This is a genomic window from Streptomyces luteogriseus (genome assembly GCF_014205055.1).
In the GTDB taxonomy this organism is placed as follows: Bacteria; Actinomycetota; Actinomycetes; order Streptomycetales; family Streptomycetaceae; genus Streptomyces; species Streptomyces luteogriseus.
The window spans coordinates 6,110,995-6,124,206 of record NZ_JACHMS010000001.1; the positions used below are offsets into that span (position 1 = coordinate 6,110,995).

Here is a 13,212-nt window from a genome sequence, read left to right on the forward strand (position 1 = left end):
GCCTCACCAGCACGACGGGGCATCACCGGACACAACACAACAAGCAGGCGGAATGGGATGATTACGGGGCAATCTCGGCGTCCAGCAGTGTCGTCAGGCGGGGGCCCGTGCCCTCACGGGCCTTGGCGTGCTCCAGTCGCAGCCGGGCCGAGCGGCCGCGCAGGGTCAGGGTCATGAGCTGGTTGCCGAACCAGGGGCCGCCCGTCTTGCGCCAGCCCACCGGCGGGTCGGGGAGGCGGGCGTGCCGGGCGAGACCGCGGCCGAGGCCCCGCGCCATCGCGCTCCAGCCGATGCGGAAGGCCAGCCGCATCGACAGCGGCACCGAGTTGTGGACGGGGGAGCAGACCAGCTGCACCACCCGGGCGTCCGGGCCCGGGCCGGGCCACGAGGGCTCGGCGATGTAGGCGTGGTGCACGTCCCCGGACAGCACGCACACCGTCGCCGGCGCGTCCCGCCCCGAGCCCGCCTCGGCGATCAGCTCCGCCAGCCCCGCGAAGGACTCGGGGAACGCCGACCAGTGCTCCAGGTCGGCGGCGCGCCGCACCTTCTCCCCGAACCGCGCCCAGCGCTCGCCCCGTTCGCCGCCGCACAGGGCCGCGTTCCACTGCTCGGCGTCGTGGACCAGGTGCGGCAGCAGCCAGGGCAGCGAGGTGCCGATCAGGAGGTGGTCGTAGGTCTCGGGCCCGTCCAGCATCTGCTCGCGCAGCCAGGCTTCCTCGCCCGGGTCGAGCATCGCGCGCTCGTCCTCGGCGAGGACCCGGGCGGCCCGGCTGTCCACCATCACCAGACGCACCCGTCCGAAGTCGCGCCGGTAGCTCCAGCGCGCCGTGGCCGCGTCGGCGTCGGCCCGGGCGGCGAAGGAGCGCAGCACATCGGTGCCGTCGGGGGTCTCGCGGACCGCCTCGTACACCGGGTCGGCCGCCAGCTCCTCGAGGGACAGGTTGCCCAGGTGCTGGTGGACCCAGTACGACATCAGGCCGCTCAGTAGCCGCTCCTGCCACCAGTCGGTGGAGCGCATGTCGGTGAGCCAGGCGGCGGAGGTGTTCCAGTCGTCGATGACGTCGTGGTCGTCGAAGATCATGAAGCTGGGCACGGTGGACAGCAGCCAGCGGATGCGCGGGTCGAGCCACGACTCGTAGTAGAGGTGCGTGTATTCCTCGTAGTCCGCGACCCCGCTGCCCGGCCCCTCCTCCAGGTCGCGGCGGCCCGCCAGCCAGCGCTGCGTGGAGTCGGAGGTCTCGTCGGCGTACACCTGGTCGCCGAGCAGCAGCAGCACGTGCGGACGCTCGCCCTCGGGGTCGGCGGCGAGGCGGGTGGCCAGGGCGTCCAGGGCGTCCGGGCCGACGGGGTCGTCGCCGCCCGCCGGCGGCGAGGCCCAGCGGCAGGAGCCGAAGGCGACGTTGAAGTCGCCGTCCGGGCCCGGCGCGTGGATCGCCGAGGGCGGGAAGGGGGAGCCCGGCAGCGGCCACACCCGCGTGCCGTCGAGGTGCACCTCGTACGTCGTGGTCGTACCCGCCGTCAGGCCGGTCACCGGGACCAGCGCGTAGTGGTGGCCCGCGATCTGGAAGCTGCGGGCCGTGCCGCCGGCGCCGTCGGCGCAGCGCACCTCGGCGGTGCACGGACGGCTCGTCTCGACCCACACGGTCGCGGACGAGCCGTCGGTGTACCTCAGCAGCGGTCCGAGGCGCAGTGCGCTCATGTCGTTCCCCTCTCCGTCGCCCCGTACGGTACGGAACGAGGGAGGTCAGCGGGGAGGTCCCGGCGTGAATCAGCGTGTCAGCAGCTCGCCAGGTAGTTCTGCAGCGCGGACTTCTCCGCCGAGTCGACCGAGAGTCCGTAGTAGTACTTCACCTGCACCCAGGCGCGGACGTAGGTGCAGCGGTACGCCGTCCGGGAGGGCATCCAGGTGGCCGGGTCCTGGTCGCCCTTGGCCTGGTTGACGTTGTCGGTGACCGCGATGAGCTGCGGGCGGGTGAGGTCGTTGGCGAACGACTGGCGGCGGGACGTCGTCCAGGAGTCGGCGCCGGAGTCCCAGGCCTCGGCCAGCGGGACCAGGTGGTCGATGTCGAGGTCGGAGGCGGCGGTCCAGGTCGCGCCGTCGTAGACGGAGTACCAGCTGCCGCTGGTGGCGGCGCAGGAGGAGTCCTGCTGGACGTTCGAGCCGTCGCGCTTGAGGACGACCTCGCGGGTGTTGCAGGAGCCGGACTGGGTGATCCAGTGCGGGAAGAGGTCGCGGTTGTAGCCGGTGCGGTCCTCGGTCGCCACGGTGAGCGAGGCCAGGTAGGAGCGTGCGGTGGCGCCGCTCACGGGGGTGGGGAGGGCGGCGGAGGCCGTGGGGGCGCTGAAGAGGGCCACGGAGGATATGAGCGCGGTGGCCGCCGCGGCGACGCTCAGCCGTCGACGCGCGTAGAACCTGGGCATGCGAACTCCCTGGGGGGGGTGGGGATGTTGGCTTGCGAGCGAGGGCAATGCTCGCGGCGCCGTGTTGCGCACAGGTGTGCGCCCGGTGAGAAGTTAGTGACGAGGTCATGACATGACAAGGTTCGAGACGGAACTTTTCACTTCCGGCGCGTCCCGTACCATGGACGGCGCAGAAGGGGAGTAGCTCTTCGCCGGACCGTCGACATACTGCTCAGCCCGCCTGAGCCGGCGCCCGGAGGCCGGTCCTTTCCCGGACCTGCCAGCGAGACCTTCGGCAAAGCAGTGCACACCCGTGCCCCCCGGCGCGGGTGCCGTGTGCGCTGCCGTGCCGAGGTGTCCTGTGCGAAGGTCCAGCACTCTCGGTGGGGCAGCCCCGACCGATTGAGGAACCCTTGATCAGCCTGACCGTGACGGCCGTCGTCTTCGGCGTCGTCTTCCTCGCGGAACTGCCGGACAAGACCGCCCTGGCCGGCCTCGTCCTCGGCACCCGCTACCGCGCCTCCTACGTCTTCGCCGGTGTCGCCGCCGCCTTCGCGCTGCATGTCGTGCTCGCCGTCGCGGCCGGCAGTGTGCTGACGCTGTTGCCGCAGCAGATCGTGCAGGCCCTCACGGGCGTGCTCTTCCTGGGCGGGGCCGCGGTGCTGCTGCTGAGGAAGGGCGAGGACGAGGAGGAGGTCCGCAAGCCGGAGAACCAGTCCTTCTGGAAGGTCTCGGGCGCCGGCTTCATGCTCATCCTGGTCGCCGAGTTCGGTGATCTGACCCAGATCATGACCGCGAACCTGGCCGCCCGCTACGACGACCCGCTCTCCGTCGGCCTGGGCGCGGTACTGGCGCTGTGGGCCGTGGCGGGGCTCGGCATCGTCGGCGGCAAGGCGCTGATGAAGAAGGTGCCGCTGCGGCTGATCACGCAGATCGCGGCGCTGGTCATGCTGGCGCTCGGGCTGTGGAGCCTGTGGGAGGCCGTGACCGGCTGAGCCGGGTGGGCTGAACAGTGGATGAACGTCCGCGGGGGTTCCCCTGGCGCGAAGGCGGACTTATTTTGTACCGTGGAGGAACAAAGTGGCCCTCCGCCCGTTTTCCCTGACCGGCGGGCGGGGCCGCCTTGTCCCCCCCCGGGGCGTGCCGGTCGCGATCCGTCGTCCGCCCCCACTCGCGCTGGAACGCGCCCCGAGCCTTGGAGCTGCCGATGACGGCCACCGCCGTGCTCACCGCCCGCGCCCTCCTGCTGGACATGGACGGCACCCTCGTCAACTCGGACGCCTCGGTCGAACGCGTCTGGCGGCGCTGGGCCGAGCGTCACGGGCTCGACGGGGACGACGTCATGAAGGTCGTCCACGGCCGGCAGGGCTACGCCTCCATGGCGCTGCTGCTGCCCGAGCGGCCGATGGAACAGAACCACGCCGACAACGCCCGCATGCTCGCCGACGAGACGGCCGACACCGACGGGGTCGTCGCGATCCCGGGGGCGCCGGAGTTCCTGGCCTCGCTCCGGGGGCTGCCGCACGCGCTGGTGACCTCCGCGGATGTGCCGCTATCGACGGCGCGGATGGCGGCGGCCGGTCTGGACCTGCCCGAGGTGCGGGTGACGGCGGAGTCCGTCGGGGCGAGCAAGCCCGACCCCGAGGGCTTCCTGAAGGGCGCCGCCGAGCTGGGGATCGCCCCCGCGGACTGTGTGGTGTTCGAGGACTCCGGAGCCGGGATAGCGGCGGGGCGCGCCGCCGGGATGACGGTGGTCGGCATCGGGCCGCGGGCCGCCTTCCACGAGCCGGACGTGGTGGTGGAGGACCTGACGACGGTGCGTGTGGAAGCCGGTGCGGACGGGACGATTCGGCTGCACATCGGGTGACCGGCCGCTCAGTCCGAGGTGCGGCGGCCGAGGAACGCGGCCACGTGATCAAGAGCCGGCGCATGCTCGGGAGCGGGCTGCGCTGAGGCGATGGATCCGCCGGCGGTGCGGGGGAGGCCGCCGTAGATCTCCCGGACGACGGGCAGGGCGGCGCGCGCGATGTCGGGCTCCAGGTCCCGGTCGTGACCGAGCGCGGTCGCGAGGTCCCAGCCGTGCACGAGCAGCTCCACGAGCAGTTGCTCGACCACGCGACGGCCGGGGGCGGGGCCGAAGGGGCGCTCCAGCATGCCCGGCTGCCGGAAGGCCTCGCGAGCCCGGGAGGCGGCGGCCTCGAAGGCGGCGACGTGGTCGTCCCCGAGGTGGTTCTCGGTGTGGCCGTCGGTGGGGGGCGTGCCGTGAGCCAGGCCGCCCCAGATGATGTTCTCCCACACCAGATGGTCGAGCAGATCCCGTACGGTCCAGTCCTCGCAGGGAGTCGGCAGGTCGAACCGGTCCGGCGCCGTCGCGCGCACGAGTGCGCCGACAGTGTCCTGGACCCGTGTGAAAGCGTCCAGGACACCGCCCGGCCAGGGGTCGGTGTCATCCGCGTAGAGGGCTTCGAGCCGGGCGTCGTGCGCGCCGGGTGCGGGGTTGGCGCGCAGCGCGGTGGTCAGCCATTGCCCTTCCTCGGCGATCCCGGCGGGTGCGGGACGGCCGCCGAGGACGCACAGCAGTTGCCAGAAGCGCTCGACGGCGGGCTCGGCCGCTGCGGTGAGCTGCTCGTTCAAGCGTTCGCGTGCCTCGGCGCCGTCGGTGGTCACGGCGGGGTCGATGTTCGCGCGGCTGGGCAGCCACGCGGCGACGATGTCGGCGACGACCTCGTCGGCAGCCGGGGAGTCGGCTGCGGTGCCGGCCCGCATGGCGGTGCGGACGCGTGCGGTCCAGGCGTCGGTGAGTGTGCGCATCTCCTCCGCCACGGAGGAGTCCTGCCCTCCCCGCCCATGACGGGCGGCGTACTCCGCGAGGCGCCGCATGGCGGGACGCAGTTCCCCGTCGGCGACCAGCTCGCCCAGTTCGAGCCACGCCGCGACCTGCTCATCGGTGGGATCTTCCGGAAGGCCGGAGCCGGCCGCGAGGAGCCCCTCGCGGAAGTGGGGCACATCCAGATCGTCGAGCGTGTCGGTGAGGAAGTCGTGAACCAGCTTGCGGCGTTCGTCGGGAGACATGCGGGCATTACGGGTCATCAGGTCGAGTCCTTCATGGGTGGTGCGATGGGTGACGGTGCGCAGGACCGCCTGATGAGTCCGCAGGCGGCGGATCTGGGCTTCCAGTGCATCGACGTGCGCGGCCGCCACCTCGGCGAGCCCGTCCTGGTGATCCAGGGCGGCCCGGATCTCACCGAGCCCCAACCCCAGGTCCCGCAGAGTGCGGGCCAGGTGCAGCCGGGCCACGCCGGCTGTGTCGTAGCGGCGGTAGCCGCCGGCCGTCCGGCCGACCGGTGTCACGACGCCCACATCCGACCAGTGCCTGACCACTTTCACCGGCAACCCGGTCTGCCGTGCCACGGCCCCGATGCTCCACGTGGGCCGCGACGCATCGTCGCTGCGCATGTGCTCCACCTTCGACTCTCCCTTCGTGGGAGAGTCAAGCAGCCTCATGCTCCGACGCGGCAGACACCGATACCTCCCACCGGCCCGTGCTGCCCTCGCCGGACACCGCGGCGGTCCCGCCGACGACGTGGGGTGGACGCCCTACCGGCAGCCCGTCACGTGGGCGGCGATGACGCGCGCGCACTCCAGGGACTCGGTGTGCGTCGTGTCCACCTCGACGTCGTAGCTCATGCCCTCGTGCACGACCCGGGCCTGTGACGCGGCCATGCCCCCGACCCGGTCTCCCCGGGCGATCTCGCGCCCCGCGACGACCGCGCTGTCGCACCGGACGCCCACCCACAGCACGGTGAGGCCGGCCAGGACCTTCTCCCACCGCTGCCGGGACGCCGGGCCGCCGAGGAAGACGTCGTCGACGATGATCCCGGCGCCCGCACGGGCCATGGCGGCGATGCCCTCGGTCCAGGCCGCGTCCAGGGCCCGGAACTCCGCGCCCACGCTCACGCCGCCGTCCGCCGCGAAGGTGATCCCGCCGTCCGAGCCCCGCAGCCTCGCGGGCAGCGCGTCGACGAACGAGTCGACCCCGAAGGCCAGCCACGGATCGGGCAGGACCTGTTGCAGGCACCGGACGATCCCGGACTTGCCCGAGCTCGAACCGCCGTTGAGGACGATCACCTGAGTGGTCACGCCATCACGGTAGGGGGCCCGGACCGGTCATGGCTCGCGGGTTTCCGACTCCAGCTTCTCCCGGGTCGCCCGGTCGTAGACGCCGAGGTCGTCGACCTGGATGCCGCGCGACCACTGGTAGGTACGGACCGCGTCGGCCAGCCGGTCGTCGAAACTGCCGTCGGTGTCGTCGTCGTAGAGGTGCAACTGCCGCAGACGGAGCTGGAGTTCGGTGACCTCCGGGCCGCGGTCGCCGAGGCGCAGGACGGTCGGGCCGCCCTTCTGGCGGCCGCTGTCCGGGGGCGCCTGCTCGGGACCGGTCGCCGAGGCGGACGGCTGTGAGGCCGACGGGGAGGGCGACCGCGACGGGCTCGCCGAGGCGCTCGGCGCGGACGGAGACGGTGAAGCAGACGGGCTCCCGCTGCGGGACGGCGACGGCGGCGGTGCGGCCGGTGCCGGGGGAGCGGCCGCACCGCCGCCCTGCGGGGGCGTGGACGCCGCGCTGCTGGACGGGGCGTCCGGCACGCTCGCGCGGATGTCGTCCGGCAGGGCGGTGTCCCGGGACGGACTCTCGTAGGAGAACAGTCCGCTCGCGTACCCGGCCGCGGCGACGACGGCGACACAGGCGCCGGCGGCGGCGATCAGGAGGGTGCTGCGCCGGCGCGGCCGGCGTCTGCCGGGCCCGCCGCCTTCCGGCGCGGCGCGATCCGCCCCCCTCGTGCCGTCGAACATGCGCAGATCGGTGACGCTCGGCTCGGTCGCGGCGGGAGCCAGGGGCGTCGGAAGCGCCGCGGTGACGGGGGCGGCGGCCGGCAGAACGGCGGTCGCGTCCGGGGCCACGGGGCACAGGGGCATGGTGGCGTCGGCGGGGGAGGGCGGCCGGGCGGCACTGCCGGGGCGGGAGGCCCCGGCGTGCGGGAGGGTGGTTTCGGTGTCCGCCGCGAGGGCCGGGCCCCGTGCGTCCTCGGCCGTTCGGTCCTGGGTCCGCGGTGTCGGTGCGGAGCCGTTTCCGGGCGTCCTGGGGGCGGTTCCGTGCGGGGGTGCGGTGCGGTTGTCCGCCGTGGCCGGGCCTGGTGCGCCTCCGGTCGCCGAAGCTGAGCCCTGGGCCCGCGGAGTCGGTGCGGAGCTGTTTCCGGGCGGCCTGGGGGTGTCTGCGTGCGGGAGTGCGGTGCTGTGGACCGTCGCGGCCGGGCCCGGTGTGCCTTGGGGTGACGCCCCCGTGGGTCCCCCCGGGCGCGGTGGCGTCGGCGCCCCGGCCGGTGGGGTCCGCTGTCCCTCGTCGGCGGTGCGTGCCGTGTCCGCGTCCGGCCCGCCGGAGGCCCCGGCGTCGATCTCCACGTACGGGCGGATCCGCAGCGGGTCGAAGTCCTCCGCTGCCGCCGCCTGGGCCGTGCGGGCGTCACGGAGGGCCTCGGCGGCGCGGTGCGTGCAGGCGCAGGCGGGGGTGTTGTCCCGCTGTCTGGGCGCGCCGCACTCCGGGCACGGGTGGCCGTTGGGCGGTTCCACGCGTTCCTCCCTCCCCTCGCGAACTCCAGAGATTATCCAGATCTTCTCCACAGCGCGGTCGAGGAGCCCCCGGAAGCGCAGCTTCCAAAAGGGCCCGGCGGGCCATAACCGGTCACAGCGGTCACGATGGAAAATGTCACAGGAGACTCGGGAGGTCGTATGGCCGGGGACGCGAACGCCACCACGCTGACGCCCCCGGGCGCGGCCCCGCAGGAGCAGGTGCCCGGGAACGTCCTGGTCTCCATCGGCGCCCTGCTCCTCGGCATGCTGCTGGCCGCCCTCGACCAGACCATCGTGTCGACCGCGCTGCCCACGATCGTCAGCGATCTCGGCGGCCTGGACCACCTGTCCTGGGTGGTCACCGCGTATCTGCTGGCCGCGACCGCCGCCACCCCGCTGTGGGGCAAGCTCGGCGACCAGTACGGACGCAAGAGGCTCTTCCAGACGGCGATCGTGATCTTCCTGATCGGGTCCGCGCTGTGCGGCGCCGCGCAGGACATGGCGCAGCTGATCGCCTTCCGGGCCCTTCAGGGGCTCGGCGGCGGCGGGCTGATCGTGCTGTCGATGGCCATCGTCGGAGATCTCGTGCCGCCTCGCGAACGCGGCCGCTACCAGGGCCTGTTCGGTGCCGTGTTCGGCGCGACCAGTGTGCTCGGGCCGCTGCTCGGAGGGCTGTTCACCCAGCACCTGAGCTGGCGCTGGGTGTTCTACGTCAACCTGCCCGTCGGCGTCGTCGCGCTCGCCGTGATCGCCGCAGTGCTGCACATCCCGCGAACGGCGCAACGGCACGTCATCGACTACCTCGGCACCTTCCTCATCGCCGCCGTCGCCACCTGCCTGGTGCTGGTCGCCTCGCTCGGCGGGACGACCTGGGCGTGGGGGTCCTGGCAGATCGTCGGTCTCGCGGTCCTGGGCGTCGTCCTCGCCGTCGCCTTCGTCGCCGTCGAGCGGCGGGCCGCCGAACCCGTGCTGCCGCTCAAGCTGTTCCGCGTACGCACCTTCACGCTCGCCGCCCTGATCAGCTTCGTCGTCGGGTTCGCCATGTTCGGCGCCATGACGTACCTGCCGACCTTCCTCCAGGTCGTGCAGGGCATCAGCCCGACCATGTCCGGGGTGCACATGCTGCCGATGGTGCTGGGCCTGCTGCTGGCCTCGACCGCCTCCGGGCAGATCGTCAGCCGCACCGGCCGCTGGAAGGTGTTCCCGATCGCCGGCACCGGCATCACCACGCTCGGGCTGCTCCTGCTCCACCAGCTCGACGAGCACAGCTCCACCGCCGAGCTGAGCGGCTTCTTCTTCGTCTTCGGCCTCGGACTCGGCCTGGTGATGCAGGTCCTCGTGCTCATCGTGCAGAACGCCGTCCCCTACGAGGACCTGGGCGTGGCCACCTCCGGCGCGACCTTCTTCCGGTCCATCGGCGCCTCGTTCGGCGTCGCCGTCTTCGGCACGGTCTTCGCGGGGCGGCTCGGAGACCAGCTCACGGACGCCTTCCGGGGCGTCCGGCTCCCGCCCGGCATCTCCGTGGACACCCTGGAGGCCGACCCGCGCGGCATCGCCGCCCTGCCGTCCGGCCTGCGCCCACCCGCCCTGCACGCCTACGCCGTCTCCATCACGGACGTCTTCCTGTACGCCGCCCCCGTCGCGCTCGCCGGCTTCGTCCTGGCCTGGTTCCTCAAGGAGGACCGGCTGCGCGGCTCGGTCACCGCGCCCGACGTCACCGAGACCCTCGCCAGCAACCCCGTCGAGCGGTCCTCGTACGACGAGGTGTGCCGGGCGCTGTCGGTGCTCGGCACCCGCGCGGGGCGGCGCGAGATCTACCGGAAGATCACCGCCCGGGCGGGCTACGACCTGATGCCCGCCACGAGCTGGCTGCTGCTGCGGATGCGGCGCCACGGCTCCGTGGAACCGGGCGTGCTCGCCGACGCGATGTCCATCCCGCTGACCGTGGTCATGGAGGCAGCCCGGCAGGCCGAAGAGCGCCGTCTCGCCGTGCGCCGGGGCGTCGACATGGTCCTGACCCACCAGGGGCGTGGGGTCGCCGACCGGCTGGCCGAGGCCCGTGAGGAGTCCCTCGCCGAGCTGCTCGGCGACTGGTGGGGGCCGGACCGGCCGACCGATCTGCAGCGGCTCGTGCGGGAGTTGACCGCTGAACTGTGCGGATCGCGGCGCGAGCGGCCGTACAGCGTGCGCTCCACGCGGGAGAGGGCCTGAGTTCAGGCCAGCACCTTGCTGAACCAGTGTTCCGCGTACGGGTCGTCGTTGTGCGGCCCGGTCTCGGTGTAGCCGAGGCGGGAGTAGAGGCCGCGGGCCTCGACGAGATCGCTGCGGGTGTCGAGGATCATCCGGGTTGCGCCCAGCGCGCGGGCGGCCTTCTCTGCGGCCCCGACCAGCAGCGGGGCGCCGCCCCTGCCGCGCATCGGCTCGCGCAGGAACACCCGCTTGAGCTCGGCGGTCGTGCCGTCCACCAGCCGTACGCCCGCGCTGCCGGCCGGCTCACCGCCGTACCGGGCAACGAGCAGCAGGCCGTCCGGCGGGGCGAGGTCGGTACCAGGCTGGGCGGCGATCTCCCGCTCCAGCTCCGCGGGGTCGGTCCGGCGCCCCTCGTGCAGCAGGTACCAGCGGTCGCTGACCTCGGTGTAGTACGCACGCCACAGAGCGGCGGCCACGGGGGAGTCGTACGGCTCCGGAGTCACGGTCCAGGTCATGAACCGCATTCTCCTCAGGCGCCCCACCGGACACGCAAGCGAATAGTCCCGGCCACCTGTTCGCGCCCCGGTTGCGCCCGGGCGCCGTTTGGGGGCGGGCTTTGGGGACACCCGACGGGCGAACCGGCTCGCGAGGAGAGCCGGTTGGGCCGAGAACCCGGAAGGCATTCATGTCCACTGGCCTGATCATTGCTCTGATCGTGATAGCGGCGGTCGTCATCATCGCGGCCGTCATGACCCTGCGCGCCCGCGGGCCTCGGCGCGGCCCGAGCCTGAAGCGGCGCTTCGGACCCGAGTACGACCGTGCCGTCGCCCGGCACGACGGTGACGCCACAGCGGCCGAGCGCGAACTGGCCGAGCGCGTGCAGCGCCACGGCGAGCTGCGCGAGCGGCCGCTGGAGCCGGCGCGGCGCGAGCAGTACGAGGCGCGCTGGACGGCCGCCCAGGAGCGGTTCGTCGACTCGCCGCGCGAGGCCGTCGCCGAGGCGGACCGGCTGCTCGCCGAGGTCGCCGGTGCCCGGGGCTTCCCGGACGGCGGGCAGTACGAGGAACAGCTTGCCGCGCTGTCCGTGCACCACGCCCACCACGTGGACGGCTACCGGCGCGTGCACCGCGCGGCGCACCTGCGCGCGGAGGACGCCCGTGACGGCGGCCAGGGTACGGAAGACATGCGTGAGGCCTTTGTGGCGGCCCGCGCCCTGTTCGAGGAGCTGGTGAAGCCGGCCCGCCACGACGGCGACGGCCACACCGGCGGACGGCACGACAGCGGCCGCGAGCGCGCCGCTCTGAACGGCGGCCGCAAGGCCCCGTCCCGCGGCGGCCACATGCCGTGGGCGATGAACCGACGTCAGGCGAAGGAGAGTTGAGGCAATGACCGACATGACCCGACCGCCCGGCGACCACACGCCGGCCGCGCCGGACGCCCGCGGCGAGAGCGCCCTGGGCACCGGCCACCGCACCACCGCACCGGGCCCGGGCCACGACACGGCCCGGGACCTGGACACGGACCGCGGCGCCACGCGCGGCATCGAGACCGAACGCGGCGCCACGCACGGCACCGACGCGGACCGCGCCGCGGCACACGGCACGGACGTACCCGCTGCCGACCGGCACGGCACGGACCTGCCCGGCACGGACCGGCACGGCACCGACCGGCACGGTCCGGACGCCACCGACCGGCACGCCACCGACCGGCTCGGCGCCGAAGCACCCCGCGGCGATCACGGCACCGGCCCCGACAAGGTCGGCTCCGCCAAGAACCGGGCCCATCTCCTCGACCACGACGACTCCGACAAGTTCGGCTCGCAGCTGCAGCACGCCGTCGCCGGGTTCGTCGACGGGCCCCGGGCCGCCGTCGAGGAGGCCGACCACGTGCTGGAGGAGATCGCGGCCCGCTTCACCGAGGCCGTGACACAGCGCCGTCGCACCCTGCGCCACTCCTGGCAGTCCGTCGAGGGCGGCGAGGGCAGGTCCGTGTCGTCGGCCGACACCGAGCAGCTCCGGCTGGCCCTGAAGGACTACCGCGAGCTGGCCGAACGGCTGCTGCACGTGTGAGCCGGGGTGAATCCCCGGTCAGTGATCCGCCCGGCGCTCCCGCCACTGCCGTACGACGTCCTCGACGTCGTACGGCTTCTTTCCCAGCGGGGGGCCGGGCGGCGGCTTGAACATCATCTCGCGGATCTTGTCGTTGATCTCGCCGATGATCTTCCGGACGATCCGCTCCGAGGGGGCCGCGAGCGCGGCCTCCAGCGCGTCCTCCGCCTCCTTGCGCAGGGCCAGCGCCGGCGGGAGGACGGAGAAGCCCTCGCGGGCCATCTTCCGCTTGACCCACCACAGTTCGTCGTAGGTGCTCTCGATCTCAGGGGGGAGCGGTTCGCCCACCCCCGGCAGTCGTTCGAACTCCCCGCGCGTTTCCGCGTCACGGATCTGCTTGTCGACCCAGGACTCGAAGTCGACGCCTGGTGGCTTCCGCTCGGTCATGAGGCCATTGTGCCGGACACCGCGCAGCCAGGCGTTCTATCATTCGGCGGGCTTGCAGTCCCACCCAGGACGTCTCGGACAAGGAGCGCACGTGCTCGAACTCACCATGGCCACCGTCGCGGAGGCGGAGGCCGGAGCCACGGCCGGCATGCTCATGGCCGACGCGCCGAGCGAGCCGGGCGCGGTGCTGCGGGTGGGCCGCGACAAGTCCGTGTGCCGGCTGAGCACGCCGGACGACTGGCTGTTCGTCTCCCGCGTCCACCTGGAGTTCCTGTGCGGGCCGGAGGGGACCTGGCAGCTCACCTGGCTGCGCGGCTCCCAGCCCGACCCGTCCTCCGAAGTGCGGCTGATCATGGGGGAGTACATCCAGCCCCTCGCCTACGGCGGCACCGTCCCGCTGCCCAGGGGCGGCAGCGGCGAGATCATCATCCAGGACCGCACCGCCCCGCGCAGCGTCAACGTGGGCTTCTATCACGAGGTGTGACGGCGCGCCCGGCACCCC

13 protein-coding genes are annotated in these 13,212 nt (G+C 73.0%); 6 read left to right on the forward strand and 7 right to left on the reverse strand.

From position 1 onward, the window contains the following. Positions 1–61: 61 nt before the first annotated feature. Positions 62–1,699, reverse strand: a complete 1,638-nt coding sequence (locus BJ965_RS27110) for an alkaline phosphatase D family protein (protein ID WP_184911833.1) — start codon at positions 1,697–1,699, stop codon at positions 62–64. 77 nt (positions 1,700–1,776) lie between these two features. Next, on the reverse strand, positions 1,777–2,421 hold the full coding sequence (locus BJ965_RS27115) for an HNH endonuclease family protein (protein ID WP_184911836.1): 645 nt from the start codon (positions 2,419–2,421) through the stop codon (positions 1,777–1,779). A gap of 392 nt (positions 2,422–2,813) precedes the next feature. On the opposite strand from BJ965_RS27115, the gene BJ965_RS27120 reads away from it, so the two are divergent. After that, positions 2,814–3,395 (forward strand): TMEM165/GDT1 family protein, encoded by a 582-nt coding sequence (locus BJ965_RS27120; RefSeq protein ID WP_031109598.1) that lies wholly within the window; start codon positions 2,814–2,816, stop codon positions 3,393–3,395. A gap of 212 nt (positions 3,396–3,607) precedes the next feature. Continuing rightward, complete coding sequence (locus tag BJ965_RS27125) at positions 3,608–4,267, forward strand: HAD-IA family hydrolase (protein ID WP_184911839.1); 660 nt, start codon at positions 3,608–3,610, stop codon at positions 4,265–4,267. Positions 4,268–4,275: 8 nt separating this feature from the next. On the opposite strand, the gene BJ965_RS27130 is transcribed toward BJ965_RS27125, so the two are convergent. From BJ965_RS27130 to BJ965_RS39540, 3 genes are all read right to left on the reverse strand, one after another. Next, a complete protein-coding gene (locus tag BJ965_RS27130) occupies positions 4,276–5,856 on the reverse strand; it encodes a TIGR03086 family metal-binding protein (protein ID WP_246546048.1) in 1,581 nt (526 codons plus the stop codon). Positions 5,857–5,997: 141 nt separating this feature from the next. Continuing rightward, positions 5,998–6,540, reverse strand: coding sequence for a chloramphenicol phosphotransferase CPT (cpt, locus tag BJ965_RS27135; RefSeq protein WP_184911850.1), 543 nt, complete (start codon positions 6,538–6,540; stop codon positions 5,998–6,000). A 27-nt stretch (positions 6,541–6,567) separates the two neighbouring features. Continuing rightward, the gene (locus BJ965_RS39540) at positions 6,568–8,025 is read right to left on the reverse strand and encodes a peptidoglycan-binding protein (protein WP_313667104.1); all 1,458 of its coding nucleotides are present in this window, start codon (positions 8,023–8,025) and stop codon (positions 6,568–6,570) included. 159 nt (positions 8,026–8,184) lie between these two features. Between BJ965_RS39540 and BJ965_RS27145 the strand changes: the two genes are divergently transcribed. Further along, positions 8,185–10,236, forward strand: a complete 2,052-nt coding sequence (locus BJ965_RS27145; RefSeq protein ID WP_184911852.1) for an MDR family MFS transporter — start codon at positions 8,185–8,187, stop codon at positions 10,234–10,236. A 2-nt stretch (positions 10,237–10,238) separates the two neighbouring features. On the opposite strand, the gene BJ965_RS27150 is transcribed toward BJ965_RS27145, so the two are convergent. Beyond that, a complete protein-coding gene (locus BJ965_RS27150; protein ID WP_184911855.1) occupies positions 10,239–10,730 on the reverse strand; it encodes a GNAT family N-acetyltransferase in 492 nt (163 codons plus the stop codon). A gap of 170 nt (positions 10,731–10,900) precedes the next feature. Here BJ965_RS27150 and BJ965_RS27155 point away from each other — a divergent pair, with 170 nt between their 5' ends. Further along, positions 10,901–11,596, forward strand: a complete 696-nt coding sequence (locus BJ965_RS27155; protein ID WP_184911857.1) for a hypothetical protein — start codon at positions 10,901–10,903, stop codon at positions 11,594–11,596. A 4-nt stretch (positions 11,597–11,600) separates the two neighbouring features. After that, a complete protein-coding gene (locus tag BJ965_RS27160) occupies positions 11,601–12,284 on the forward strand; it encodes a hypothetical protein (protein WP_184911860.1) in 684 nt (227 codons plus the stop codon). 18 nt (positions 12,285–12,302) lie between these two features. On the opposite strand, the gene BJ965_RS27165 is transcribed toward BJ965_RS27160, so the two are convergent. Next, a complete protein-coding gene (locus tag BJ965_RS27165; protein WP_184911862.1) occupies positions 12,303–12,710 on the reverse strand; it encodes a DnaJ family domain-containing protein in 408 nt (135 codons plus the stop codon). 91 nt (positions 12,711–12,801) lie between these two features. Here BJ965_RS27165 and BJ965_RS27170 point away from each other — a divergent pair, with 91 nt between their 5' ends. Further along, positions 12,802–13,194, forward strand: a complete 393-nt coding sequence (locus BJ965_RS27170; protein ID WP_184911865.1) for a hypothetical protein — start codon at positions 12,802–12,804, stop codon at positions 13,192–13,194. The last annotated feature ends 18 nt before the right edge of the window (positions 13,195–13,212 follow it).

Coding starts and splice junctions, on each gene's coding strand:
- BJ965_RS27150 (WP_184911855.1), bottom strand. CDS start 10,730: ATGACCTGGACCGTGACTCCGGAGCCGTACGACTCCCCCGTGGCCGCC.
- BJ965_RS27130 (WP_246546048.1), bottom strand. CDS start 5,856: ATGCGCAGCGACGATGCGTCGCGGCCCACGTGGAGCATCGGGGCCGTG.
- BJ965_RS27110 (WP_184911833.1), bottom strand. CDS start 1,699: ATGAGCGCACTGCGCCTCGGACCGCTGCTGAGGTACACCGACGGCTCG.
- BJ965_RS27115 (WP_184911836.1), bottom strand. CDS start 2,421: ATGCCCAGGTTCTACGCGCGTCGACGGCTGAGCGTCGCCGCGGCGGCC.
- BJ965_RS27145 (WP_184911852.1), top strand. CDS start 8,185: ATGGCCGGGGACGCGAACGCCACCACGCTGACGCCCCCGGGCGCGGCC.
- BJ965_RS27125 (WP_184911839.1), top strand. CDS start 3,608: ATGACGGCCACCGCCGTGCTCACCGCCCGCGCCCTCCTGCTGGACATG.
- BJ965_RS27165 (WP_184911862.1), bottom strand. CDS start 12,710: ATGACCGAGCGGAAGCCACCAGGCGTCGACTTCGAGTCCTGGGTCGAC.
- BJ965_RS27160 (WP_184911860.1), top strand. CDS start 11,601: ATGACCGACATGACCCGACCGCCCGGCGACCACACGCCGGCCGCGCCG.
- BJ965_RS27155 (WP_184911857.1), top strand. CDS start 10,901: ATGTCCACTGGCCTGATCATTGCTCTGATCGTGATAGCGGCGGTCGTC.